Genomic DNA, 25,655 nt, shown 5'->3' with positions numbered 1-25,655 from the left:
CCGGCGGAAATCCACCCGGGCGCGCTCCGCGAGGAGGTCGACCTCAGCCGCGTGTCACCCGCCGGGCACGCCCTGGTCGTCGGGTTCATCGACGAGCGTCTGCCGGGGCAGCCGCACCCGGTAAATGACGAGGTCGTCGGGCACCCCGTCCGGTCGAGGCGAAAAGACCTGCCACCGTTGCCGTTTGACGGTCAGTCCCTGGGCACTCAACTCGTCGGCCGGAATCAGGTCGAGCGTGGTGTTCGACAGCATCAGACCACCTTTGGTGGCCCGTTCCATGACCCGGGCTGTGACGTTGACGTCCACGCCGAGCCAGTCCGATCCGATGCGTTGCGGCCGCCCGGTGTGCATGCCGACCCGCATACGCGGTGTATAGCCTTCCACCTCAACGGAATTCACCGCTTCGAGCGCGGTGATCACGGCTCTCAGCGCGACGATCGGGTCGGAGAACACCGCCATCATGCCGTCGCCCATGCGTTTGACGATGTGGCCGCCGGCTTCCAGCAACGGCGGTTCCACCACCTGGGCCACCCGGCGCAAGAGCCGCAACGTCGCGTCGTCGCCGGCGCGCAGCGACCACGACGAGAAGCCGACGAGGTCGGTGAAGACCAGCGTCACCTCCGGGTTCGCCGGGGTGCCCGACACCCGTTCGGTCAGCGCCTGCCATACCTGCAGGGCGCCCAGGCTCACCTCGCGCGAGGCCGCATCGCGGTCCAGGAACCGGTCGGCCACCCGCGCCGCGGCACGTGGGCCGCCTTCGCCCGCCGCCGAAAGCGGGTCCCCGAAGTCGGGGTCTCCCGGCAGTGCCCGGCGGACCCTGCGGACCAACCCGATCAGCGCCGGATTGTGATTGGTCCGTTGCAGCCAGCCCAGAGGGCCGGACAGATCCTGAGCCGGTCCGGACCGACCCGGCAGCTGATCGATTTCCCCGTTGCGGCCGGATCGTTCATCGAACGATTCGCCATCCACAGCGCAAGAGTATGTGGCGCTTCCGCGGACCGGCAATCACGCCGCGCGCAGGCTTGCTCACACTCCCGCCTGCGCCGGTGACTGCGCTGGTCACACCCGTGCGGCAAGCCGATTTCCACCGCGTAACAGTGCGCGGCGACGCGCCGCGCGTTCGTAGACAACGCATGTTGTCATCACTATCGTGGGTGGCAGACCGCACGGCCTGAGTCATTGACCAGTCAACGAGGACACGATGACCGCGAGAGCAGCCAACCCCGAGTCGGACCCACTGGGCCCGGACTCGCTGACGTGGAAATACTTCGGCGACCTGCGCACCGGGATGCTCGGCGTGTGGATCGGCGCCATCCAGAACATGTACCCCGAGCTGGGCGCCGGCGTCGAGGAGCATTCGATTTTGCTGCGCGAACCGTTGCAGCGGGTGGCGCGGTCGGTGTACCCGATCATGGGCGTGGTCTACGACGGCGAGCGGGCCGCCCAGACCGGCGCGCAGATCAAGGCCTTCCACACCACGATCAAAGGCGTCGACGCCGAGGGCAGGCGCTATCACGCGCTGAACCCGGAGACCTTCTACTGGGCGCACGCCACGTTCTTCATGCTGATCCTCAAGACCGCCGAGTACTTCTGCGGCGGGCTCACCGAGGCCGAGAAACGTCAGCTGTTCGACGAGCACGTGCAGTGGTACCGCATGTACGGCATGAGCATGCGGCCGGTCCCCGAGACCTGGGAGGACTTCCAGGAGTACTGGGACGCCAAGTGCCGAGACGAGCTCGAGATCAACCGGGCCACGCTCGACATCTTCAACATCCGGATTCCCAAACCCTGGTTCGTCCTGATGCCGACCCCGGTCTGGGATCAACTGTTCCGACCATTGGTCGGTGCGCAGCGGTGGATCGCCGCCGGCCTGTTCGACCCGGCGTTGCGGGAGAAGGCCGGGATGCGGTGGACTCCCGGTGACGAGGTGCTGCTGCGGATCTTCGGCAAGCTCGTCGAACTGGCCTTCGTGGCCGTGCCCGACGAAATCCGGCTGCATCCGCGCGCGCTCTCGGCCTACCGGCGCGCGTCGGGCAAGATCCCGGCCGATGCTCCCCTGGTCGAGGCGCCGAGCTTCATGGCACCGCCGCGCGATCGCCGCGGTATGCCGATGCACTATCTGCCGCAGCGCAGGACGCTGTTGGACCGGGCAGGTTCGCTGGTGCACACGACGTTCTCACTGTCGGTGCTGCGGCCGGCAAGGAAGCCGGCCCAGCGCCGAACCAGCGCCGCCTAGCGGATCAGCCGACGGCAGCCAGCGCGTCGATCTCGACCAGCATCACTTCGTGCGGCAGATCGACGAATACCGTTGTCCGGCACGGCAGCTGGTCGGACTTGACGTTCTCGGCGATGAATTCGCCGTATACCTCGTTCATGGCGGCGAAGTCTTCGCGCTTGGTGAGGTAGACCCGGAACATCAGGACGTCGTCGACGCCTGCGCCGCCCGCGGCCAGGATGGCCTTGACGTTCTCCAGGGTGCGGCGGGTCTGCGCTTTGACATCGCCCTCGCCGATGTAGGTGTTGGTCGCCGGATCCATCGGGCCCTGGCCGGAGACCTGCAACAGCCCGCCCTTGCGGATGCCCTGGCTGAAGGTGTGCGCAGGCGCCGGAGCGGCGTCGGTGCGGATGACCTGTGAGTCAGACATGGTGCTACCTCTCGTTTTTCGTGCTTCCCGGTGATGGGCTCATGAGCGCGGCCGATAGCCGCAGTCGGCGGAGATCCGTTGGCATACCGCCTGCAGGGGCTCGAGCAGCTCGAGCAATTGGTCGAAGGGCAACACCACCTCCGGTACCGACACCGACACCGCGGCAACGACCTTGCCGGACGCGCCGCGCACCGGCACCCCGATGCAGTTGATCGACGGCTCGTTCTCCTCGCGATCCTGCGCCCAGCCTTGGGCCCGGACGGATTCGATCTCGCGCAGGTACTCCTCGGGGGTGGTGATGGTGTTGGCGGCGCGCTTGGTGAAGTCCATGCCCGCCACGATCTGCCGCAGCTCGGCATCCGGTAGGTCGGCGAGGATCACCTTGGCCACGGCGGTGGAATTCAGGTTGGCGCTCAAGCCGATTCGTGAGTACATCCTGATGAGGTCGTGCGATTCGAGTTTGTCGATGTAGACGACGCTGTCGCCTTCCATGGCGGCGACGTGCGTGGTGCGACCGTAGGTGCGGTTGAAATCCACGAGGTGGCGCGAGGCGATCTGCCGGATCTCGCGCTGGTCGGCGCCGTATTCGGCGAGCTCGAAGATCCGTGACCCGAGGTGGTAGCGGTTGTCGTGATCGCGGAAGGCGAATCGCTCGTCGGCCAGGGTACGCAGCAGGCGCAGCACGGTGGTTTTGTGTACGTCGGTGGCTGCGGCGAGTTCGTCCAGGGTGGCCGGACCATTGCCGAGGTGGATCAGCAAATGCAGTGCGCGGGCGAGGCTCTGGCTCACGTGATCACACCCCGTCTTGCATGGAAATGCCCGACGCGGTGACAGTCGTGGCCGCCCATTGCTGTTCTGAGCAGGTAAGCAGCTGCCGGGCCAGGTCGTCCGGCGGCGGCGGGGCCGAGTCCGCGACCACGGTCAACGTGACCGCCGCACCGAGGTGGCCGCGACGCAGGCAGGTGGCCGTATCCTCGCCGCGCACAACTCCGGCGAGGAACCCGGCGGCGAACGCGTCGCCGGCCCCGACCGGTTCGACCACCTCGACGTTCAACGCGGGCACGATGATCGTCGCGCCCGCGCGGTCGACGGCGATGGCCCGGCGGGCACCGTCCTTGATGACCAGGGTGGCCGGTGCAGGCAGGATGCGACGCAATTCTGCCGGGTCGGCGGTGCCCATCACCCGCAGCGCCTCGTCCGCGCCGACCAGGACCAGGTCGGCACGGTTGGCCAGGTCGACCACCTTCGCGGGATCACCGTCGGGCCAGAGCTGTTCGCGCCAGTTCACGTCGAAACTCATCCGTCCGGTGATGCCGGGACGGTCGGTCAGCAGCCGGCGCATCATCGCCAGGCAGGTGTCGGACAGCGCCGCCGTGATGCCGCTGCAGTGCACCACCGACGCGTGCGCGAAGGCCGCCGCCAAGGCAGGCGAATCGAGGAACGCCGGTGTCATCGCCGAGGCCGCCGAACCGGATCTGGTGTACCGGCTGACTGTTTGCGGCTCGCCGGTCTCGTCGGGCGCGGTGACCTTGGAGTAGTGCCCGGTGGGCCGGGTCGGGTCGATCTCGACCGCGGACACGTCGACCCCGCGGGCGATCAGCTCGGATCGGATCAAGGCGCCGAAATCATCGTCGCCGAGGCGGCCGACGAAGGCGGCTGGGAGGCCCCAGGCGACGAGGCCGGCCGCCACGTTGGCTTCCGCACCGGCCAGGTGCAGTCCGGCTTGAGCACCGGCCAGGTGCAGTCCGGCTTGAGCACCGGCCAGGTGCGGATCCGCATCAGATGTCAGCACCAGCGGCTCACCGAGGCATGCGACGCCCCGGACCGGGTTTGTGGTCGGTTGCTGCACAGCCGTCCTTCACTGAGTAGAGGATTGACGCGGCGTTCGGCGCCATGTTAGACATGTCACACCAAAATTTGCAACTTCGATTGCACTATATGCAACATAGCAGGTAGATACAGGGGAATGACGATGACGACGCGCAGTGAGCCGACGCTGGACGCCCACGCGGTGCAGGCCATGGCGGCCGAGCGACTGTCCGTACTGGACAAGGCCCTGCCCGCTTCGGCGGCCGGTCTCACCACCGCCGAGTTCCTGGCCACCGCACCACGACTGTCGTCGTTCATGACACCGGTGATGACGCTCGACGATTCGGCGCTTGAGGCGAACACGGCTGCCATGGCGCAGTGGTGCGCCGACCGCGGTGTCGAATTGGCGCCGCACGGCAAGACCACGATGTCGCCGGTTCTGTGGGACCGGCAGATACGCAGTGGCGCATGGGGAGTCACGTTGGCCACGGCCAGCCAGGTGCGCGTGGGAGTGCATTTCGGCGTGCGGCGTATCCAGCTGGCCAACGCCCTGGTGGATCCGGGTGCGCTCCGGTGGCTGGCCCAGGCGATGACCGAGCACCCCGAACTGGAGGTGCTCACCTGGGCCGACGCCCCCGGCACCGTCGATGCGATGGAGCGGGGGCTCACCGACGTGCCGGTCCCACGGCCCATCCCGGTGCTCGTCGAACTCGGCGCAGCAGGCGGACGAACCGGAGCACGCACGGTCGAGGAGGCGACGGCGGTCGCCGAGCGGATTGCCGCAAGCCCCGTGCTGCGGGTGGCAGGCGTGTCCGGCTACGAGGGCGCGCTGGCACACGATCCTTCGCCGCAATCCTTGGCGCGGGTGCGCACTTACCTGCAGGACATGGCGGCCGTGCACAACCGGATCGAGGCCGCGGGACACTACCCGCCCGACGGTGAGGTGTATGTGACCGCAGGCGGCAGCGCGTATTTCGACGTTGTCGCCGATATTCTGGCGCCGCTGGCCGGTGGCCGGACCCACGTGGTGGTCCGCGCGGGTGCCGCGATCATCCACGACGACGGGTTCTATACCGGGATCACGCCGTTCGCACGGGATCCGGAACACCACTATGCGCTGCGGTCGGCGATGCACACGTGGGCCCGCGTGGTGTCGCGACCCGAACCCGGCCTGGCGCTGCTCGACGCGGGCAAACGCGACGTGCCATTCGACGAGGGACTGCCGATCCCACAGCTCGTCGCCGCAGAGCTGGGGGCTCCGGCTCGCCCGCTCACCGATGCGACGATCACCGCGGTCAACGATCAGCATGCGTTCATGCGTATCCCACCGGACTCCGATCTGCGCATCGGTGACGTTGTGCGGCTGGGTCTTTCACACCCGTGCACGGCGTTCGACAAGTGGCGCTGGATCCCGGTGCTGGCCGGCGAGGGCGACGATCCGCCCGTCGTCGACCTCATCCGCACCTACTTCTGAGTCCGATGCGCACCCTCATCCGCGCCGCGACCGTCGTCGATGGCACTGAGACACCGCGGTATACGGCCGATGTGCTCATCGACGGCGACCGCATCACCGAGATCCATCGAGATGGCCACAGCGCGGCCGACGCGGACCGGGTGATCGACGCGGCCGGGCTGGTTCTCGCGCCGGGATTCATTGACATGCACGCCCATTCGGACCTGCAGATTCTGCTGAATCCGACGCACCCGTCACGGATCACCCAAGGCGTGACCACCGAGGTGCTCGGGCAGGACGGGCTGTCCTATGCGCCGGTCACGTCCGAGGTGCTCGCCGTCGTCCGGCGCAAGATCGCCGGGTGGAACTCCGATCCGGCCGATTTCGACTTCGGCTGGCGTTCTGTCGGCGAGTATCTCGACCGGCTCGATCGCGGAATCGCCACCAACGTGGCCTATCTCGTGCCACACGGCGTGGTGCGTGCCCTCACCGTCGGCTGGGACGACACGCCGGCGTCGGATGCTCAGATCGGCGACATGCAACGCATCGTGAGCCAGGCGATGACCGAGGGCGCGGTCGGTCTGTCCCTCGGGCTCACCTACACACCAGGCATGTACGCCGACAATGCCGAACTACTGGCCCTGTGCCGCACAGTGGCCGCGCACGGCGGGTACTTCTCCCCCCATCACCGCTCCTACGGTGCGGGTGCCCTGCAGGCCTACGCGGAGATGATCGATCTCGCCATCCGGTCAGGCTGCGCTCTGCATCTCGCGCACGCCACCCTGAACTTCGGCCCGAACAAGGGCCGTGCTCCCGAACTGCTGGCAATGCTCGACGCCGCAGCCACGGCGGGCGCCGATATCAGCCTGGACACCTACCCCTACCTGCCCGGGGCCACCACGCTGTCGGCGATCCTGCCGAGCTGGGCGTCGGCGGGCAGCACCGAGGAGACGCTGGCGCGGCTCACCGATCGTGCTGCACTGGCACGCATCCGCGAGCATCTGGAGGTCACCGGATCCGACGGATGCCACGGGGTGACCGCAGAGTGGAACACCATCGAAATCAGCGGAGTACAGAACTCGTCGTTGAATCACTATGTGGGACAGACGATTGCGGGCATCGCGGCGGCCGAGGGCCGTGACCCGTTCGACGTGTGCATCGACATTCTGCTCCGGGACCAACTCGGCAGTGGAATCCTGCAACACGTCGGACACGAGGAGAACGTACAAACCATCATGCGAGATCGCCGGCACACCGGCGGCAGCGACGGCCTGCTGATCGGCGCCAAACCGCACCCCCGCGGATGGGGCACCTTCGCGCGCTACCTCGGCCACTATTGCCGCGACCTCGGGCTGATGTCGCTGGAGGAATGCGTCGGCCACCTGAGTGGTCGGCCCGCGCGTCGACTGCGGTTGGTCGACCGCGGTTTCGTACGCCAGGGCTTCGCCGCGGATCTGGTGCTGTTCGATCCCGACACGGTCGCCGACACCGCGACCTACGACCAGCCGCGGCAGGCCGCCGCGGGATTCACCCACGTGTTCGTCCGGGGCCAATTGGCGCTCGACGATGGTGAACTCACCGGTGCGACGGCAGGACGGTCCCTGCGCCGCTACCCAGACGGAGGAACTCGATGACCGAACTCGACGCGCTCAGGGCCGACCGAGTGCTGACCGTGGTGCGCGCCGACAGCATTCCCGACGCCGCCGACCTGTGCCATGCCCTCGCCGCCGGCGGCATCCGCACCGTCGAACTCACCTTCACCACACCCAATGTGCTCGACCACATCCGCCGCTGCGCCGACGCCGTCGCGCGAGCGGGCATCCTGCTGGGCGTGGGCACGGTGATGACCGCCGAGCAGGCCGGCGCGGCGATCGACGCCGGGGCCGCGTTCCTGGTGACGCCAGGGCTTCGCCCCGCCGTCGCGGAGGTGGCGGTGGCCAACGGCATCCCGGTATTCCTCGGCGCACTCACCCCCAGCGAAGTGGCGCAAGCCGTCGATCTCGGTTCCACGGCGGTGAAGATCTTCCCCGCCAGCAGCATGGGGCCGAAGTATCTGTCCGATCTGCACGGCCCGTACCCCGACGTCGACCTCGTGCCGTCGGGAGGGATCAATGCCGACAATGCGCGGTCCTATCTCGACGCCGGCGCGTTGGCGGTGACTGCAGGCACCGGCGTGGTGCCGCCCGCCGAGGTCGCCGCGGGCAACTGGACCGAAATCACCAGCCGGGCGGCGACTTTCGTCTCCGCGATGGGCGCGTAGATCGCCATGAGCACGATGGTGCACTGGCTGCAGCACGACACCTCCGGACTGCTCACCCTGGCCGCCGTCTCCATCGCGCTGCTGCTGGTGTTGATCATCAAGCTCAAGCTGGAACCGTTCATCGCCCTGATCGTGGTGAGCATCGCGGTCGCCCTGGTCGCCGGTATCTCGGTGGCCGATCTGGTCGGCACGCCTGCCAAATCCGGGGATTCACTGTTGGAGAAGGGTTTCGGCAGCATCCTCGGCCACATCACGGTGATCATCGGGCTGGGCACCGTCCTTGGCGCCATGCTCGAACGCTCCGGCGGCGCCGACGTGCTGACCACCCGGCTGCTGAACCTGTTCGGCCCCAAGGGCGCTCCGCTTGCGATGGGGGTCACCGGCCTGGTCCTCGGTATCCCCATCTTCTTCGACATCGGCATCTTCATCCTCGCGCCGTTGGTGTACGTGGCGGCCAAACGCGGCGGAAAGTCGTTAGTGCTCTACGCGATGCCGATGCTGGCAGGTCTGTCCATGACGCATGCGTTCTTGCCGCCGCACCCCGGTCCAGTCGCCGCCGCCGGACTGCTGCACGTAAGCCTCGGTTGGCTCATCATCATGGGGCTGGCGTGCGGTATTCCGGCATGGTTCGTCAGCGGTGTGGTGTGGGGCTCCTGGATCGGCAAGCGCGTCCAGGTGGAGGTGCCCGACGAATTGATTCCCGAGGAGGAAGAGGCCGATACCGCCGATTCGCCCTCGGTGAGCCTCATCGCGTTCATCATTCTCGCGCCGATGCTCATGATCCTGGCGGCAACCGTCTCGGACGTGGTTCTCAGGGAGGGCAGGCTGCGGTCGACCCTCACCCTGATCGGCACACCGGCCATCGCGCTGACCATCGCTGTGCTGCTGGCCTTGTATCTGCTGGGAATTCGGCGGGGTATCTCCGCGCCCGAGATCGCCAAGATCAGCGCTGCGTCGCTGCGTCCCGTCGGGATGATCCTGCTCGTCGTCGGTGCGGGATCGTTCTTCGGCGCGGTGCTGCGTGCCACCGGGATCGGCAAGGCGTTGGCCGACTCGATGACCGAAGTGGGGCTGCCGGTGATCCTGTCGGCCTATCTGATCAGTTGCGCGCTGCGGATCGCGCAGGGCTCGGCGACCGTGGCGATCGTCACCACTGCGGGCATCATCGAGACTTCCATCAGCGCAGGGCATTACAGCCCCGCTCAGATCGCGCTGATCGTGGTGGCGGTGTCCGCGGGTTCGATCATCGCCAGCCACGTCAACGACGGCGGGTTCTGGATCGTGTCGCGCTACTTCAACATGTCGGTCAAGGACACGCTGAAGACCTGGACGGTGCTTGAGACCATCCTGTCGGTCGTGGGTTTCGCGGTAGCCGGCTTGATCTGGCTGGCCATCTGACCCGCGAACAGGCACCTGGGTACGCCAACCGCGGCGTGTCGCGGACCTGCGCGTCTGCTCGCGGTAGAAACGCTAGTGCTGGGAACTGGCCGCTCGCGCGCTCTGGTACAGACAGATCGACGCGGCCGAGGCGATGTTGAGGCTTTCGGCGTTGCCGGGCATGGGGATGTGCACGCGATGATCGGCCATGGCCGCCAATTCCGTTGGCAGCCCGTGCGCTTCGGGCCCGAAGAGCCAGGCGGTGGGCGCAGCCAGTGCGCGCTCGAATTCTCGGGCGGAGAGGCTGATCTCGCCGTCGATCGTGGTGGCCAGCACCTGCAGGCCCGCGTCACGCAACCGCGCCACTGCCGCCGTCTCATCGGTTTCGCTGAGCACGGGTATGGAGAAGATGCTGCCTGCCGACGCCCGCAGACACTTGCTGTTGTAGGGGTCGACGGCATTGCCTGCCAGGATCACCGCGTCGGCGCCCATCGCGTCGGCGACCCGGATGAGGGTCCCTGCGTTGCCGGGCTCTGAGAGCTCGACGGCGACGGCGATCAGGCGCGGTGCGGCGGCTAGCACGTCGTCGAGCGAGACGTCCGGGAGCCGACAGACCGCCACGAGGCCCACCGGGGTGACCGTGTCGGACAACGCCTTTGCCGCACGTTCGGTGACCTCGTACACCGGGGCGCCGGCGAGCAGGTCCGCGAAACGGTCGAGCGCCGCCGCCGTGGCGAACACCTCGGAGACAAGTCCGCGCCGCAACGCTGACTCGACGAGGTTGGGACCTTCGGCGAGAAAGCGTGCGGCGCGGCGACGTGCTACGGCGCGGTGCAGCTTGACGGCTGCGGCGACGCGATCAGCTCGCTCGGTGAGCGGACTGATGGTCAGGCGGCCTCACCCGAAGGAGCGTTGACGTCCTCAGGCAGAGCGGCCTTGGCCACCTCGACCAGCGCGGCGAACGCAGCGGCGTCGGTCACGGCGATCTCGGCGAGGTTCTTGCGGTCCACCTCGACACCGGCGGCCTTGAGGCCCTGGATCAGGCGGTTGTAGGTGATGTCGTTGGCGCGGGCCGCGGCGTTGATACGCGAGATCCACAGCTTGCGGAACTCGCCCTTGCGGGCGCGACGGTCCCGGTAGGCGTAGGTCAGCGAATGCAGCTGCTGCTCTTTGGCTTTGCGGTACAGGCGGGACCGCTGGCCCCGGTAGCCCTTGGAGGCCTTGAGGACTGTGCGCCGCTTCTTCTGGGCGTTGAGTGCGCGCTTCACGCGTGCCATGGGGTGTTCCTATTCTCGTTCGGTGAGGGCGGTCTTAGCCGTTGAGCAGCTTGTTGATACGACCGGTGTCGTTGGCGGCCACGACGGTACGACCGTCAAGCCGGCGGGTGCGCTTGCTCGGCTTGTGCTCGAGCAGGTGGCGACGGTTGGCCTTCTGCCGCACGATCTTGCCGGTACCGGTCTTGCGGAACCGCTTGGAGGCACCGCTGTGGGTCTTCGCCTTGGGCATGAGTCCTCAGTTCTGTGTTGAATTCGGTGAAACGTCTGGTTCTTCGGGTGCGGCCTGCTGCCCGCCGGGGCGCTCGGCCTGCTCCGCCGCCTTGGCGCGAGTCTTCGCGCCGCGGTGCGGGGCCAGCACCATCGTCATATTGCGGCCGTCCTGCTTGGCGGACGTCTCGACGAAGCCGTACTCGGCAACGTCGGCGCCCAGCCGCTGCAACAGGCGGTATCCCAGTTCGGGCCGCGACTGCTCACGTCCGCGGAACATAATGGTCACCTTGACCTTCGACCCGGCTTCGAGGAAGCGGACCACGTGGCCCTTCTTCGTCTCGTAGTCGTGATCGTCGATCTTGGGACGCAGCTTCTGTTCCTTGACGACGGTCTGCTGCTGGTTCTTGCGAGACTCGCGCTCCTTCAGAGCCGTCTCGTACTTGTACTTGCCGTAGTCCATGATCTTGCAGACCGGAGGTCTGGCGTTCGGGGCTACTTCCACAAGGTCGAGATCGGCATCCGCGGCGACGCGGAGGGCGTCTTCGATGCGCACAATGCCTACCTGCTCACCACCTGGTCCAATCAGGCGGACTTCGGGTACGCGGATGCGCTCGTTGACGCGGGTCTCAGTGCTGATGGGGCCTCCTATGTTGTCCACTTCAGGAGCCCACGCCACCAGCGCTCAAAAGAGCGAAAGCCCTGCTCACAGCAGGGCCCATGCCGACCGATCACGGTTTTCACCGCCCGCGCCCCAATACTGAAGCACAGAACCGGCATCCTGGGACGCCGGTGACCGGACCGCTGAACCAGTGTGGCCAACGGTGGGAGTGGGACTCCACTTACTGTCCCTGGCGTATGCCGGGACGGTCGCGCATGACACTCTACCAGGTATGACCGATCCGACAGTAACGCCCGACGCAGCGCAGGAGCAGGGCTCCGGCGATCTGACCGGCTCCGCCGTTCGTGACCTCGCTGAGGTCCCGGCGGTGGAAGTGATCACCCGCGCGGCGATCATGCTGATGAGCGCCGCTGCCGAGAAGATCGGGTTGTCCGCGCCCGATCCCGACGAAAGCCCGCACCGCGACCTCGACGAGGCCCGCCGCCTGATCACCGCGCTGGCCGGTCTGGTGACGGCCTCGGCCGAGTACCTCGGGCCGCACGCCGGCCCGGTCCGCGACGGCCTCAAGAGCCTACAACTGGCGTTCCGCGAAGCCAGCGCGGCGCCGGATGAACCGGGCAAAGGCCCCGGTGAGAAGTACACGGGCCCGGTCTGGTGAACGATGACGCCGGTCCGGCGCGGCCGGTGTTCCATCAACTTTCCAAGTTGACCGCCTATCCTCCGGGCATATGACCGTTCTCAGCCGCGCCAGTCGCACGCCGATGCGGCCAACCACCCGATTCTCTTGGGTTCCGGCCGCCGCGGGCTGGACGGTCGGCGTCATCGCCACGCTCTCGCTCATCGCGAGCGTCTCTCCCCTGGTGCGCTGGATCATCAAGGTGCCGCGGGAGTTCGTCAACGACTATCTGTTCAACTTCCCTGACACCAGCTTCGCCTGGGCCTTCGTCCTGACCCTGTTGGCGGCCGCGCTGGCGGCCCGCAAGCGCATCGCGTGGTGGATCCTGGTCCTCTACATGGTCGGCGCGGTCGGCTGGAACCTGGGCGACCTGGTTGCCGGGGGCGACACCGACACCATGGGCGAGGACGTCGGCGAGATCATCGGCATGGTGTTCCACGTCACCGCCATCGTCTGCCTGGTGTTGGCGCGTAAGCAGTTCTGGGCCAAGGTCCGTCGCGGTGCCCTCCTCAAATCGGCCGTGGTGCTGCTGGCCGGCATGGCGATCGGCATCCTGGCGGCGTGGGGTCTGCTGACCCTGTTCCCCGGGACCCTCGACACCAGCGCGCGGTTGCCGTATGCGATCAACCGGGTCAGCGGGTTCGCGACGGTGCCGACCGAGGTGTTCGAGGGCTATTCGCACCCGTTCCTCAACGCGGTGTTCGGGTTGTTCGGCGCCCTGGCGCTGATGGCCGCGGCGGTGGTGCTGTTTCAGTCGCAACGCGCGGCCAATGCGCTGACGGGAGAGGACGAGTCCGCGATCCGCGGACTGCTCGAGCTGTACGGGAAGAACGATTCGCTGGGATACTTCGCGACCCGCCGGGACAAGTCGGTGGTGTTCGCGCCGAGCGGACGCTCAGCCATCACCTACCGCGTCGAGGTCGGGGTGTGCCTGGCGAGCGGCGACCCACTGGGCGATCCGAAGGCCTGGCCACAGGCCATCGAAGCCTGGCTGCAGTTGTGCCAGACCTACGGTTGGGCACCCGGGGTGATGGGCGCGAGTTCCACTGCCGCCGAAGCATTCCGCGCAGCGGGTCTCAACGCGCTGCAACTCGGTGACGAAGCCATCCTGCATCCGGAGAGCTTCCGGTTGTCGGGATCGGACATGCGCGGAGTACGCCAGGCCGTCACCCGCGCCAAACGGGCGGGCGCCTCGGTGCGGATCCGGCGGCACCGCGAGCTGTCCGCCGCCGAGATGGCCGAGGTGATCCGCAACGCCGACGCGTGGCGCGACACCGAGACCGAGCGCGGCTTCTCGATGGCACTGGGCCGGCTCGGCGACCCGGCAGACGGTGACTGCCTGCTGGTCGAGGCGATTCAGCACGACGGCCAGAAGGACGCCGTGGTGGCGATGCTGTCGTTGGTGCCGTGGGGCGCCAACGGTGTCTCGCTCGACGTCATGCGGCGCTCCCCGCAGTCGCCGAACGGCACCATCGAATTGATGGTCAGCGAACTGTGCATGCAGGCCGAAACCATTGGTGTGAGCCGCATTTCGTTGAATTTCGCGATGTTCCGCTCGGCGTTCGAGCAGGGCGCGCAGCTGGGTGCGGGGCCGGTGGCCCGGCTCTGGCGCGGGCTGCTGGTGTTCTTCTCCCGCTGGTGGCAGCTGGAGACCCTGTACCGCTCGAACATGAAATACCAACCCGAATGGGTACCGCGCTACGCGTGCTACGAGGAAGCTCGGCTGATCCCTCGGGTCGGCGTCGCGTCGGTGATCGCCGAGGGCTTCCTGGTGCTGCCGTTCTCCCGGCGCAACAAGCAGCACACCGGTGAGCACGTCGCCGCGCCGGCGAACCTGGTGGAGTCCGGCCGGCTGCACCACGACGGAAGTGCGCCCGACGTCGGCGATCTCGCGACGGCCGCGTCGGGACAGGCGGAGCTGGCGCGCCTGCCCGAACAGGTCCGGGTGCGCATGGCCAAGCTCAGGGCGCTGCAGGACAGCGGAGTCGAGGCCTATCCCGTCGGCCAGGCGCCCACGCATACCGTCGCTGCGGCAGTGGCGGCGGACGACACCGAAAACCTCAGCGTCGCGGGCCGGATCCTGCGCATCCGCGACTATGGCGGCGTGCTGTTCGCCCAGCTGCGCGACTGGTCCGGGGAAGTCCAGTTGCTGCTGGACGATTCGCGCCTGGACGGAGGCACCGGGAAGTTCACCGCCGCGATCGACCTCGGTGACCTGATCGAGGTGACCGGCACGATGGGCCGCAGCCGCAACGGAACCCGCTCGCTGCTGGTCGAGAAGTGGCGGTTGATCGGCAAATGCCTGCGCCCGCTGCCGGACAAGTGGAAGGGCCTGACGGACCAGGAAGCCCGCGTGCGGGCCCGCTACGTGGACCTGGCCGTCAACACCGACGCCCGCGAGTTGATCCGGGCCCGCAGCGGCGCCCTGCAGGCCATCCGGCAGACGTTGTACGCCAAGGATTTCCTTGAGGTCGAGACTCCGATTCTGCAGCAGATCCACGGCGGCGCGAACGCCCGACCGTTCCTCACCCACATCAACGCCTACGACCTGGACCTGTATCTGCGGATCGCACCCGAGCTGTATCTCAAACGGCTCTGCGTCGGCGGTGTCGAGCGGGTCTTCGAGCTGGGCCGGGCGTTTCGCAACGAGGGGGTGGACTTCAGCCACAACCCCGAGTTCACCCTGCTGGAGGCCTACCAGGCGCACGCCGACTACAACGTGTGGATCGACGGATGCCGCGAGCTGATCCAGAACGCCGCGCAGGCGGCCAACGGCGCCCAGGTGTTCTTGCGGCCACGCGCCGACGGCGTGCTCGAGCCGGTGGACATCTCCGGAAAGTGGCCGGTCATAACCGTGCACGACGCCATCTCCGAGGCCCTCGGCGAACACATCACCCCCGAAACCGATGTGGACACTCTGCGGAAGCTGTGCAAGGCGGCCGATATCGGCTACCTGAGCCACTGGGACGCCGGGGCGGTCGTGCTGGAGATGTACGAGCATCTCGTCGAGGACCGCACCACCGAGCCGACGTTCTACAAGGACTTCCCCACCTCGGTGTCCCCGCTCACCCGGCCGCATCGCAGCATCCCCGGCGTGGCCGAACGCTGGGATCTGGTGGCCTGGGGCGTCGAGCTCGGCACGGCGTACAGCGAGCTCACCGACCCCGTCGAACAGCGCCGTCGCCTGCAGGAACAATCGTTGCTGGCGGCCGGTGGCGACCCCGAGGCAATGGAGCTCGACGAGGACTTCCTGCAGGCGATGGAGTACGCCATGCCACCGACCGGCGGCCTCGGCATGGGCGTCGACCGGGTCGTCATGCTGATCACCGGGCGCAGCATCCGGGAAACTCTGCCGTTCCCGCTGGCCAAACCCCGTTAGCAGCCCGCTCACAGGAAACCACAAGAATCTTTGATCAGGATTGGCTGGTGACCTTCACCCACCATCTGTCCTTGATGCACGGCTGGGTCCCGATAACAGTGCAGGTCGTGACCGCAATTGTGCTCATCGCGGCGGTCGGTCTGCGGACCCGCAGGTGGTGGCTGATCTGGCTGCCGGTGGCTGCGGGCGTCGGCGGTGTGCTCGCCGTCAGCACGTACTGGTACATCCAGAGCGAAGGTATTTCCGACCGGAGCAACCCTGCGCCCAGGTCGTTGTGGGTGTGGGTGGCGATCACCGGCGCAGCCGTCGTGGTCCTGCTGGCGGGGTGGCGCGGCAGCCGATGGTGGCGGCGCGGCGTATCGACGCTTGCGGTCCCGATGAGCTTGCTGTGCGCGGCGCTGGCGCTGAACCTGTGGGTCGGTTACTTCCCATGGGTGCAGACGCTGTGGAACCAGATGACGGCGGGTCCGCTGCCCGACCAGACCGACGAAGTGACGGTCGCCGCGATGCAGCGCGAAGGTACCGTCCCGCTGCGCGGCACGGTGGTGCCGGTGGAGACCGGCAACAGCGCCTCGGGCTTCAAGCACCGCGGCGAGTACGTCTACCTGCCACCCGCGTGGTTCATGAGCAACCCTGCGCCGAAGCTGCCGACCGTGATGATGATCGGCGGCGAGTTCAACACCCCGGCGGACTGGATGCGCGCCGGCAACGTGGTCAAGACCTTGGACGAATTCGCCCGCGCCCACCGCGGCTACGCACCGGTGCTGGTGTTCGTGGACCCGGGCGGCGCCTTCAACAACGACACCGAATGCGTCAACGGGCCGCGCGGCAACTCCGCCGACCACCTCACCAAGGACGTGATCCCGTTCATGAACACCCACTACGGGGTCAGCCCGCTGGCCGCCAACTGGGGCGTGGTGGGCTGGTCGATGGGCGGCACGTGCGCCGTCGACGTATCGGTGATGCACCCCGAGTTGTTCAGCGCGTTCGTCGACATCGCAGGCGACATCGGACCCAACTCGGGCAACAAAGCGCAGACCATCGACCGACTGTTCGGCGGCAACAAGGCGGCATGGGACGCGTTCGATCCCGCCACGGTCATCAACCGCCACGGTCAGTATCGAGGTTTGGCCGGCTGGTTCGACGTGAACAACGCGCCGTCGACCACCAGGGTCAACAAGGTCAGCGACCAGGCCAGGGCCGCCGACACACTGTGCGCGCTGGGCTCGGCGCACGGAATCGCCTGCGCCGTGGTGAGTCAGCCGGGAACCCACGACTGGCCGTTCGCCTCCAACGCGTTCGCCGCATCGCTGCCGTGGCTGGCCGGGGCCATCGGCACACCGCAGGTACCCACTGTGGGCCTGCCGTCGACCCCGCGCTCGGCCACCTACGTGCAGACCGCCGCCAGGTGACTCCGGCGGCTCAGTAGTCGGATTCGGCGGCGAGCACCTCGGCGAGGTACGCGTCGGCAGCGACCGCGGCGAGCCGGTTCCGCGCGAAGGCCCGCACCCGGTCCCGAACATGTTGCGGCTCACCGGCACCGGCCGCCCCGATGGCCACCTCGACCGGTGACCAGTCCAGGTTCCATGCGTGCGACTCCGGCAACTCGGCGCCGTCCGCGCCGCGTACGGCAAGGGTCGCATGCCCGTCGGCGTCGAGCACGCCCGCGCCACGATAGTCTCCGCAGCGGACCGCCGCGGCAATGCCGGCGGGGTGGTCGGGACCGCACACAGCCACCTGCACAAGGCAATTCACCGACGACCCGGCGGGTACCACGGTCCAGTCGACGGTCTGCTCGGCAGCGTCGAAAATACCCGGCGGCACCGCCGTCCAATTCACCGTCGAGACTCCCTCGGCGATCGCCGTAGCGTCCCGCCGCGCCTCGGCAGCACCGGCGGCCAGCGCGTAGTCGGACCGACGTCGCGTCGGCTCGGCGACGTCCCAGCCGAGGCCGATGTCCTCGGCCAGCTCACGGCATCGGTCCACCAGCGTGGCCACGCGGGGATCTCCTTGTGTGGCAAGGATATCCAGAGCGGACAGATGCGGAGCCAGCAGGCCATCGACGTCGGAATCCAGCGTGTCGTCGGTGAAGAAGTCCTCGGCCGCCACGGTCGACACCGCGAGTTCGGCATCCAGTACCGCGCGGTCAAGAGCCGCGATACCGTCGCGATCGCTGGTGGGCCACCACCGCCGCAGCCAGTGCCCGAAGGCCAACCGCCGCAGCGCGTCCGCGGAGCCGGGCAGCACCGCAACCCCGGGCAGGTCGACGGCTCGCGCCTCACCCTCCGTGGCGTCGCGCAGGGCTTCGACGACCGCGACGTGACCCTCTTCCCCGACGATGCGCCATAGCCAGTCAGCCCGGAGGTGATCGGTGAACGTGATGACGGGCGGGGCCGCGCCGTCGACCACCCACGACAGCACGGCACCACTGACCTCGAGCGTGGCCACCAGTGGGGCCGGCTCGCTCAGCGTTCCGGTGCTCCACAGCCCGGATTCGATGTCGAGCTTCATCCGGCCACCTGCACTTCCAGCATCGCCTTGATCCGCTGGCGATGGTCCAGGCTCACCGACCGCGCCACGCCCTCCAGCAGCGCACGGACGTCGTCGATGTCCTCACAGGATTCCTGCCACACGTCCCGGCCGTGCAGCCGGGCCCACAGCCTGCTCAGATACGGGCGGGCGAATGCCGCCAGATCATCGACAACCTGTTGCTGCCGCGGATGAATCGCCTCACTGCCGGCCAGGTAGCGGCGCGCGTGCAGCACGTAGGCCTCCTTGGCGAGCCGGGACTGGATCCGCGCCGACAACTCGTAGCGCACCGACGCCGGGGCCGAAAGCGGCCGCAAATCGCCGGCCACCTCGATACCGGTCAGCAGCACCGCCTGCTTGTCTTCGGCGAGCAGACCCCATGGCGCGCAAGCCCGGTCGACCTCCTCGGCGCACAACAACGGAACGTCGGGAAGTTCGTCGCGGTCCAGCGCACGGCGCAGGGTGGCCCGGACCCGGTCGGCGACAGTGCGGTCCAGCGGGCGATCACCGACCGCCACCCCGTCGACTGACGGAATCTCTTGCGGCGCAATGGAACTCAGACCGACCTCGACGATGGGCCACGGCAGCGAGTCGGGCTCGGTATGCGCCGTCGCACCGAGGTTGTAGGGGGTGGCATCGGCGATCAGCGCCGACCACACCCGCTGCCTGGACACAGTCTCGCGATGACTGTCCGCCGGACCGAGCACGGTCGCCAGGCCCGCGAAGAACGGTCCGGTCATGGCACCGTTCGGGTGCACGTCGCGCCAGCTGCGCTCGAGTTGCCGAGACAACCGGGCGATCACCTGCGGATCGTCGAGATGCGCGTTGAGCGCTTCGATTCCGGTACGGTCGCGGCCCTGATGGATGTCGCGCAGCACGCTCGCCGCAGTCTGCTCATCGTCGACGCCGGGGGTTCCCCGCGTAACCGCCAACTCGAAACACACCGGGAAGTACAGCTCCTGAGCGTTTCCCGAAGTGATGCGCTGCTGCCGCCGTTGCGCCTTGAGCATCACGAACCAGTCCGCGGTGGCCCGCAATTGCGGCGCGTGGGCGGCGATGGTGTCGTGCATCTCGGCGGCCACGGCAGGGTCCAGCACCGGAGCCGAGAACTGGGTATTGCTGCGCAACCGCAGCACGAGTGGATCGATGATCCGTTTGACGGTCCGACGCAACGGGCCGCCGTCGTCACCACTGAGTACCTCGACGCCCGGGCCGATGGAGCGCCAGGCCCGCTCGATCACCGCGCGACGCGGCTGCGCCGAACCCACCACGGTCCGTGCCGTCGTCGCGTCCGACCCGATGCTCACCAGCACCAGGATAGGGCCGGGCACCGAACTTGGGTTCGGTAGCCGCCGGACGGCCGGACGCTTGTCGGCATGACCGATGCACTGACGCTCACCGTGTTCTGCCTGATCTGCGGCGCCGCAGGCGTCGTGCTCGCCACCGCGCACCGGGCCCGACGGGCCTGCGGGGACGATGAGGCCACCGAACGCCTGATGACCATCGACGAGCTGGTGGCCGCGTTCGACGAGATGTTCCTGCGCAAGGGGCTGATCACCGGCGGCCAGCTGGCATTGATCCGCAACGGAACCCACGCTGTCGGCGTGGTGACGGGCATGCGCACCACGGGAACGACGCGCGAGGACTTCCGGGAGGTCGAGTTGGACCTCATGGTGAGCAGACCCGGCGGCGGCCAGTTTCCGGCCAGGGAAACCGCGTTGATTCCGGCGACGTCGCTGCCGAAGGTCGCACCGGGCAGCGTGATCGACGCCTACTACCGACCGGGTGACGAGAGCGCCGTCGCGGTGTTCGTCTCCCCCGCTTGAGGCACTCACCGGGCGCCTCCGACCGTGAAGCTGGCCAGCGCCGCCCAATGCAGCGGGCTGGCCGCGCGGTCACCGTCACGCCAGCGCCGCAACTGGGACCGTTGCCAGCGGTTCACCGCGCAGCCCGCGGCGTCCTGCCGGTGGGCCAAATCGACCGCGGCAACTGTCTCGGCCATCGGATCGAAGACCGAATCTGTTGCGGCAGTGTAGAACTGGTGATATCCAGCGGTGGTCGGCAGTGACCACAACGTCGCGGTCACCAGCTCGGCGCCACCGAGGATCATCGCCGCGACCAAGCCGGTGGCCTCATCGAAGCGGTAGTCACCACCCGACGCACACGCCAGCAGAGCGACCCGGGGCGGAATCACCAGGCCTGCCGCCATCACGTCGGCGGCGGTCAGTGGGGCCGGCTCTGCCAGGTGCAGCGCGGCACGGTCGGCGTAACCGGCATCTCCTTCGGCTGCACTGGCGTGCCCGACGTAGAGCAGCCGGGCCGGATCCTGGGCGCACGCCCGCGCCAGCCAGTGCCGATCGGTGTCGGTGCGGCGGAACAGCGCGGCAGGCTCGGCGACGGTGGGCAGCACCCGGCCCTCGGCGACCAGATCAGCGAAATGGCGCGCCAGCGGTGTCTGCGGGGACGGCCTGCCGAGCACCGATCCGAGCGCCGAACCCGGGCGCTGCCCGGGGATGCGAGGGTCGAGCACCAGGACCGCCGGACCATTGCGGTGATCCTCCCAGCACGTCTGCCGGCGGGGCGCGTGCACGATGTTCGGCGGCACCGCCATGAGGACGTCGACGAGTTCGATCAGGCGGAATCCGTCGGGGCCGGGCATGACGAGTTGCCCCCACGGCACCCGGCCCAACCGCGGGCTCGGGGTGACGAACAGATGCGGCCGCGGCGACGCAACGCTCTCGGCGAGCAAGCGCCAGCCGTCGGGCCCGACCAAGTGCTCACCGAGCGCCGCCGCGAGCTCGTTTTCGGTGTCGGGAGATGCGAAAGCCCCTGTGGCCAAAGCTCGTTCGATGGCCGAAGCGGCGGCTTCACCGGGACGCGGATCCGGCAGCGCGGCGTCCAGGGCGTCGCACGCGGCCCGCAGCTGCGGTTCCTCGACCACCCAGGTGACCGACCGGTGCGGCTCCCCCACCACGCGCAGGCTGGCGTAGGTGGCGATGCCGACGTCGGCGAAGCGAAGGACCAGTGTCGCGGTCACGGCCACGTCTGCCATGCGTCGCCTGCGGCGGTGACGTCCCGGCCATACCGCTGACGGGCCAAGTCTCGGTAGCGGCTCATGATCGGGGCGGTCTGCGGGTCCATACGCAGCGGCGGCAGCGGGCCCAGCCGGGTCAGGCCCGTACCGCCGACCGCGGGCGCGGCTGCCGCGATCGCGAGTTCGGGTGCGAGCTCGGCCTCGACGGGCACCGCGGCGGTGGCGGTGCCGGTCCAGTCACTCGCCTGCTGATCAAGCGTCTCTGCGGTGAAAGTACCTCGTGCACTGTGATATTCGACGAGCTCGCAGGTCAATTCGACATTGCCGGATTCCCACGCGACCGCGAACGCGCCCGCCAGCAGCGGAGCCGATACACAACTGGCCCAGCGCATCCGGGCGCCGGCATCGGGGATCGTGTAGCGCACGGAATCGACCGCCAGCGCGGCGGGCACCTTCAGATCGGCTGCGCGCTGGAGCTTTTCGATCGCCCGGGCGTACTCGGCAGAGCCCGGGGCGCAGTCGACCACGGCCAGCCCGGCCGCGTGCCGCGTCTCGACCTGATGCCAATTGCGGCCCGGCTGCGCGAAGCCGTCGAAACCCATCTCCGCGAGCGCCTCCGCGCGCCACACATTGCCGAGGTGGGAGTCCAGCCGGGCGTACTGCAGCCAACTGTGCCGCGGTGCGGAATCCAGCATCTGCCGCGCCTGGGCGACCTGTTCACGGGCCTCGTCGAAGTCTCCGCGGAAGATCGCGATCCAACTGCGCTGCAACAGGATCCGGTGAATGTGCAGCGGTTTGTCGATCTCGCGCCAGTGCCGCTCGGCATGTGACCACGACTCGTCGGCCTCCTGCAGGGCACCGACGGCGAGCCGGATCAGGCCGAAGTACAGCCAGCTTCGGGACACATCGTGGGCACGGGCGTGCTCGGCGATCACCGGGTAGGCCTCGTGCACCAGCCGCTGGGTCTCCGCGATGTCGCCGGCCGACCAGGCCGCCGCGGCCCGTTCCAGTTGCGCGCGGGACGTGGCGAGCCGCCAGCCGCGCGACTCGGCCCTGGCACCGCCACGTCGCAGCCACGGTTCGGCCTCGGCCAGCCGACCGGATTCCACACAGAACCGTCCGTAACCCAGTGCGGCCGCGACGAACAGGTGGTCGGACTCCTCGGCGTCCCCGTCGAGGTGACCGTCCACGGCGTCGAGAACCTCGTTCCACAGCGGCTCCGACCTGGCGTAGAGGTCGTCGTCGCACAGCCCCGTCGCGAGCAGGATGCGGGCATAACAGATGAGGCGCGCGTGCTCCGCGTCGAGATCGGCGAATTCTCCCCGCGTGGCGATCAGTTCCGCCAGATGTTGCTCGGCGTCGTCGTGCTCACCGCGCGCGGCCGCCAGACCGGCGGCGAGGAATTCGGCACGGCGCGTATAGCGGCAGATCATGTGGTCGACCTCCGCATCCGTCATGGTGACCTTGGCGGCATCCTCGGGTTTGGTGCCTGCCCGAATCTCCGTGTAGTGGGTCAGGCACTCCCGGATCCGCCGAATGCCTTCCACCACACCGTCGTACGCGGTGCGCACCAGATAGATCTCGCCGAGTTGGGCGAACACCTCAAGCGCGTAATCGTCGCGGTCGGCCTGCTCGATCTGCGGCATCAACGACAGCAGCAATTCCTTGGCGGCGCCCTCTTCGGCGGCCAGCGCCAAGTGACGCGCACGCTGCAGATCGCCGATGATCGTCACATCCGCATCATAGGAACGCGGCGGGCGTGCCGGGTGGATTGCTGGCACGCCCGCCGCTTCCGGGATGGGTCAGCTGCAGCTCACCGTGATGGTGAACGGCTTGGTGATCATTCCGGCCATCGGATTCTTCAGGTCGGCGCCCGACGCCTCGCCGCTGATGGTGTAGGTGCTGCCGTCCACCTTGACCTCGGCAGAGCCGACCTTGACGCCCATGTTGTCGCTGACCGACAGGGCGCTGCCGTCGTACACCAGTCCCAGGGTCTGCACCTTGGGCGTGGCCTCGTCGGTCATCACGACCCCGACACCCTGCTGGCCGCCGACGGCTCCGCTGGCCACGGTGATCTTGCCGGCCTGCTTCACGCACGTCACCGAGTTGAGGTCGAGGCCCGCCAGGTCGGATCCGTCGACCTTGACCGCGGTGTTTCCACCGGTGCTCACCTTGGCGTTGCCTGTGGCCGTGGACTTGTCGCTTGAGCAGCCCACCACCACCGCGCCGACAGCGGCCAGTCCCACGGCGCCTGCGATAACCCGGTTGATCGTCTTGGCGGTCATTGCCGTCTTCCCTTCGTTCTTCGCGTCGCCCCCATGGCTCCGTCGTGTCCCCGAGTCTTGGCGGGCGATACCGCTACCGATCCCAAGAAATGTCGGTTGTCGCAGGTAACGTGGGGTGGGTGACAGACGAGCCAGCCTTGCCTTCTGCACCCGAAGAACCCGGGTACACCGCCGAGGGCGTGCCGACCTTCGATTCGGTGCGGGAGAAGATCGAGACGCGTTATGGCACCGCGATCGGCTCCTCGGAACTGGCGGCCGAGACTCCCGAGGGCCGCGCGGTCGAAGAGCAGTACGCCGCCCGGCAGAAGGCCGCCGCCGAACGCCTGGAACAGATTCGGGAGTCCATGCGCGATCACGGCGATTCCTGACCAGTGCGCACCTTCACGCCGGCCGAGCGGCGGGCGCGGCTGGGCCGGCGCCACTTCCTGAGCAGGCCGGGCCATTCGGTGCCCGGCGTCACCGCCGCTTTCGTCGGCCTGCACGCCACCGACCCGGCGACGCCCTATCTGTCACTGTGGGCTCGGCTGCCCGGTTTCACCGTCAGCGATCTCGACGCGCAGTTGTATCACCAGCGCACGGTGGTCAAACACCTTGCGATGCGCCGCACGCTGTGGGTTGTCCGCGCCGAGGACCTGCCTGCGGTGCAGGCCGCTGCCAGCGACCGGGTGGCCGACAATGAGCGGCGCCGGTTGATCGCCGACGCCCAGAAGGCCGGGGTGGCCACCGACGGGGCACGCTGGCTGGACACCGCGTGCGATGCCGTCGTGAACCACCTGCGCGAGCAGGGGCCCACACCGGCGGCGCATCTGCGTGCTGCGCTGCCTGCGCTTCACGGGGTTTACGATCCGGCCCCGGATAAGAGCTGGGGCGGTGAAACGCCGCTGGCGCCACGGGTTTTGACAGTTCTCGGGGTGCGCGGTGACATCGTGCGAGGGCCCAACGACGGTGCCTGGACCACGTCGAGGCCACGCTGGGCGGTGATGTCCGACTGGCTCGGCGACATGGGTGCCGCGGCCGATCCGGAGGTCGCCAGGGCCCAGCTGGTGCGGACCTGGCTGCGCACGTTCGGGCCTGCCACCGTCACCGACATCAAGTGGTGGTTCGGCAACACCGTGAGCTGGGCGCGCCACGCGCTGCGTGACATCGACGCGGTCGAGGTCGACCTGGAGGGCACCGCCGGCTATGTCCTACCTGACGATCTGGACGTCGAGCCGGAGCCCGAGCCGTGGGGCGCGCTGCTGCCCGGGCTCGATGTCACCACGATGGGCTGGTTCGACCGCGACTGGTATCTCGGCGGCCACCGCAGCCAGGTGTTCGACCGCAGCGGCAATGCCGGGCCCACCGCGTGGTGGAACGGTCGCGTGGTCGGTGGCTGGGGTCAGGGGCCCGACGGCCGCGTGGAGCTGCACCTGCTCGACGAGATCGGTCGCGACGGCACCCGCCAGCTGCAGCGCCGGGCCGACGAGCTCACCGCATGGCTCGCCGGCGTACGCGTCAAACCCCGCTTTCCGTCACCGCTCTCGAAGGCACGCTGATGCGCATCGCGAACTGGGTGCTGTTGGCACTGACCGCGAGCGCTGTCGTCGGCATGCTCTACGGGATGAGTTTCCCCGGCGAACCCTCCGACGCGTTCATCGTCGCTGCGCTCACGCTGGTCCCGTTGTTCATCGTCTGGTGCGTCGTGGCTGTTGTGCTGTGGCTCAAGGGCGGCAGGCGGGACTGGCCGGCGATTCTGGCCTGCCCGGTCTTGGTCATCGCAGGCATCGCGTTGGCGTGCACCAACATTCCGCTGCAACTGCATTGGTGGGTGGCCCAGCCGTCGTTCGAGGCGGCCCTGACGGCATTCGAGAGCGACGAGACCTTCGGACACCGACCGCATCGCATCGCCGGCTATACCGTCGAGGACATCTCGCGCCGGACGGACAACTTCGTCGACTTCTCCCGCCGCGACGACATGAACGGCGCGGATGGGTTCGCCTACAGCGTCGACGGCAGCCCGCCCGAGACCGTGCACCACGCAGCGAGCGACTATGTCATGGCCTCGGTGAAACGCCTTGGCCCGCATTGGTTCGCGTTCCAGAGCTACCACACCATGAACTGAC

Annotated in this window: 25 protein-coding genes; 12 read left to right on the top strand and 13 right to left on the bottom strand. The window is 68.2% G+C overall.

From position 1 onward, the window contains the following. Positions 1–54 precede the first annotated feature (54 nt). The gene (locus RMCB_RS22420; RefSeq protein ID WP_029368246.1) at positions 55–969 is read right to left on the bottom strand and encodes an adenylate/guanylate cyclase domain-containing protein; all 915 of its coding nucleotides are present in this window, start codon (positions 967–969) and stop codon (positions 55–57) included. A 232-nt stretch (positions 970–1,201) separates the two neighbouring features. Here RMCB_RS22420 and RMCB_RS22415 point away from each other — a divergent pair, with 232 nt between their 5' ends. After that, a complete protein-coding gene (locus RMCB_RS22415) occupies positions 1,202–2,236 on the top strand; it encodes an oxygenase MpaB family protein (RefSeq protein ID WP_062830515.1) in 1,035 nt (344 codons plus the stop codon). Between the two features lie 4 nt (positions 2,237–2,240). Here RMCB_RS22415 and RMCB_RS22410 read toward each other — a convergent pair whose 3' ends face one another. Genes RMCB_RS22410 through RMCB_RS22400 form a run of 3 tightly spaced genes read right to left on the bottom strand, consistent with a single transcriptional unit; the run spans position 2,241 to position 4,494 of the window. Further along, complete coding sequence (locus RMCB_RS22410) at positions 2,241–2,645, bottom strand: RidA family protein (RefSeq protein ID WP_029368249.1); 405 nt, start codon at positions 2,643–2,645, stop codon at positions 2,241–2,243. Positions 2,646–2,684: 39 nt separating this feature from the next. Continuing rightward, complete coding sequence (locus RMCB_RS22405; protein WP_062830514.1) at positions 2,685–3,434, bottom strand: IclR family transcriptional regulator; 750 nt, start codon at positions 3,432–3,434, stop codon at positions 2,685–2,687. Positions 3,435–3,438: 4 nt separating this feature from the next. Continuing rightward, positions 3,439–4,494: a sugar kinase gene (locus RMCB_RS22400; protein ID WP_062830513.1), complete on the bottom strand. Its 1,056-nt coding sequence runs from the start codon at positions 4,492–4,494 to the stop codon at positions 3,439–3,441. 123 nt (positions 4,495–4,617) lie between these two features. Here RMCB_RS22400 and RMCB_RS22395 point away from each other — a divergent pair, with 123 nt between their 5' ends. The 4 genes from RMCB_RS22395 to RMCB_RS22380 are packed head-to-tail and all read left to right on the top strand — an operon-like array spanning position 4,618 to position 9,565. After that, positions 4,618–5,928: an amino acid deaminase gene (locus RMCB_RS22395; protein WP_062830552.1), complete on the top strand. Its 1,311-nt coding sequence runs from the start codon at positions 4,618–4,620 to the stop codon at positions 5,926–5,928. 5 nt (positions 5,929–5,933) lie between these two features. Further along, a complete protein-coding gene (locus RMCB_RS22390) occupies positions 5,934–7,541 on the top strand; it encodes an N-acyl-D-amino-acid deacylase family protein (RefSeq protein WP_062830512.1) in 1,608 nt (535 codons plus the stop codon). Continuing rightward, the gene (locus tag RMCB_RS22385) at positions 7,538–8,167 is read left to right on the top strand and encodes a bifunctional 4-hydroxy-2-oxoglutarate aldolase/2-dehydro-3-deoxy-phosphogluconate aldolase (RefSeq protein WP_062830511.1); all 630 of its coding nucleotides are present in this window, start codon (positions 7,538–7,540) and stop codon (positions 8,165–8,167) included. Before RMCB_RS22390 ends, RMCB_RS22385 begins: the two co-directional genes overlap by 4 nt. 6 nt (positions 8,168–8,173) lie before the next feature. Further along, positions 8,174–9,565: a GntP family permease gene (locus RMCB_RS22380; RefSeq protein ID WP_084388579.1), complete on the top strand. Its 1,392-nt coding sequence runs from the start codon at positions 8,174–8,176 to the stop codon at positions 9,563–9,565. A 72-nt stretch (positions 9,566–9,637) separates the two neighbouring features. Here RMCB_RS22380 and RMCB_RS22375 read toward each other — a convergent pair whose 3' ends face one another. From RMCB_RS22375 to infC, 4 genes are read right to left on the bottom strand one after another with little or no spacing between them, the layout of a single operon-like run. Further along, complete coding sequence (locus RMCB_RS22375; protein WP_062830510.1) at positions 9,638–10,429, bottom strand: TrmH family RNA methyltransferase; 792 nt, start codon at positions 10,427–10,429, stop codon at positions 9,638–9,640. 2 nt (positions 10,430–10,431) lie between these two features. Further along, a complete protein-coding gene (gene rplT / locus RMCB_RS22370) occupies positions 10,432–10,821 on the bottom strand; it encodes a 50S ribosomal protein L20 (RefSeq protein WP_029368260.1) in 390 nt (129 codons plus the stop codon). A 34-nt stretch (positions 10,822–10,855) separates the two neighbouring features. Then, positions 10,856–11,050, bottom strand: a complete 195-nt coding sequence (gene rpmI, locus RMCB_RS22365; RefSeq protein ID WP_062830509.1) for a 50S ribosomal protein L35 — start codon at positions 11,048–11,050, stop codon at positions 10,856–10,858. A 6-nt stretch (positions 11,051–11,056) separates the two neighbouring features. Beyond that, on the bottom strand, positions 11,057–11,689 hold the full coding sequence (gene infC / locus RMCB_RS22360; protein WP_062830508.1) for a translation initiation factor IF-3: 633 nt from the start codon (positions 11,687–11,689) through the stop codon (positions 11,057–11,059). A 232-nt stretch (positions 11,690–11,921) separates the two neighbouring features. Between infC and RMCB_RS22355 the strand changes: the two genes are divergently transcribed. From RMCB_RS22355 to RMCB_RS22345, 3 genes are all read left to right on the top strand, one after another. After that, positions 11,922–12,308 carry a DUF1844 domain-containing protein gene (locus tag RMCB_RS22355; RefSeq protein ID WP_029368265.1) on the top strand — a complete coding sequence of 129 codons (387 nt, stop codon included), beginning with the start codon at positions 11,922–11,924 and terminating at the stop codon, positions 12,306–12,308. A 70-nt stretch (positions 12,309–12,378) separates the two neighbouring features. Then, entirely contained in the window at positions 12,379–15,705 is a 3,327-nt protein-coding gene (gene lysX / locus RMCB_RS22350; protein WP_062830507.1) for a bifunctional lysylphosphatidylglycerol synthetase/lysine--tRNA ligase LysX, read from the top strand. A 74-nt stretch (positions 15,706–15,779) separates the two neighbouring features. Next, a complete protein-coding gene (locus tag RMCB_RS22345; protein ID WP_062830550.1) occupies positions 15,780–17,117 on the top strand; it encodes an alpha/beta hydrolase in 1,338 nt (445 codons plus the stop codon). A 10-nt stretch (positions 17,118–17,127) separates the two neighbouring features. Here the strand turns inward: RMCB_RS22345 and RMCB_RS22340 are convergent, their stop codons facing one another. Continuing rightward, entirely contained in the window at positions 17,128–18,216 is a 1,089-nt protein-coding gene (locus RMCB_RS22340) for a hypothetical protein (protein WP_062830506.1), read from the bottom strand. Next, a complete protein-coding gene (locus RMCB_RS22335) occupies positions 18,213–19,541 on the bottom strand; it encodes a hypothetical protein (RefSeq protein WP_201028332.1) in 1,329 nt (442 codons plus the stop codon). Before RMCB_RS22335 ends, RMCB_RS22340 begins: the two co-directional genes overlap by 4 nt. Before the next feature lie 69 nt (positions 19,542–19,610). On the opposite strand from RMCB_RS22335, the gene RMCB_RS22330 reads away from it, so the two are divergent. After that, positions 19,611–20,060, top strand: a complete 450-nt coding sequence (locus RMCB_RS22330) for a hypothetical protein (RefSeq protein WP_062830505.1) — start codon at positions 19,611–19,613, stop codon at positions 20,058–20,060. 5 nt (positions 20,061–20,065) lie between these two features. Here the strand turns inward: RMCB_RS22330 and RMCB_RS22325 are convergent, their stop codons facing one another. The 3 genes from RMCB_RS22325 to RMCB_RS22315 form a co-directional block, all read right to left on the bottom strand. Continuing rightward, positions 20,066–21,286, bottom strand: coding sequence for a CHAT domain-containing protein (locus RMCB_RS22325; RefSeq protein ID WP_062830504.1), 1,221 nt, complete (start codon positions 21,284–21,286; stop codon positions 20,066–20,068). Next, entirely contained in the window at positions 21,268–23,001 is a 1,734-nt protein-coding gene (locus tag RMCB_RS22320) for a hypothetical protein (RefSeq protein ID WP_062830503.1), read from the bottom strand. The genes RMCB_RS22325 and RMCB_RS22320 overlap by 19 nt, the downstream gene beginning before the upstream one ends. 69 nt (positions 23,002–23,070) lie before the next feature. Next, entirely contained in the window at positions 23,071–23,538 is a 468-nt protein-coding gene (locus RMCB_RS22315; protein WP_201028335.1) for a lipoprotein LpqH, read from the bottom strand. A 104-nt stretch (positions 23,539–23,642) separates the two neighbouring features. Here RMCB_RS22315 and RMCB_RS22310 point away from each other — a divergent pair, with 104 nt between their 5' ends. The 3 genes from RMCB_RS22310 to RMCB_RS22300 are packed head-to-tail and all read left to right on the top strand — an operon-like array spanning position 23,643 to position 25,654. Beyond that, a complete protein-coding gene (locus RMCB_RS22310; RefSeq protein ID WP_051243579.1) occupies positions 23,643–23,921 on the top strand; it encodes a hypothetical protein in 279 nt (92 codons plus the stop codon). A gap of 3 nt (positions 23,922–23,924) precedes the next feature. Further along, entirely contained in the window at positions 23,925–25,088 is a 1,164-nt protein-coding gene (locus RMCB_RS22305; protein WP_062830501.1) for a winged helix DNA-binding domain-containing protein, read from the top strand. Next, the gene (locus RMCB_RS22300; protein ID WP_062830500.1) at positions 25,088–25,654 is read left to right on the top strand and encodes a hypothetical protein; all 567 of its coding nucleotides are present in this window, start codon (positions 25,088–25,090) and stop codon (positions 25,652–25,654) included. The genes RMCB_RS22305 and RMCB_RS22300 overlap by 1 nt, the downstream gene beginning before the upstream one ends. The last annotated feature ends 1 nt before the right edge of the window (position 25,655 follow it).

The organism is Mycolicibacterium brisbanense (assembly GCF_001570425.1).
GTDB classification, from domain to species: domain Bacteria; phylum Actinomycetota; class Actinomycetes; order Mycobacteriales; family Mycobacteriaceae; genus Mycobacterium; species Mycobacterium brisbanense.
Note: the sequence above shows the minus strand (reverse complement) of the source record. Positions and strands in the feature narration are given on the sequence as shown.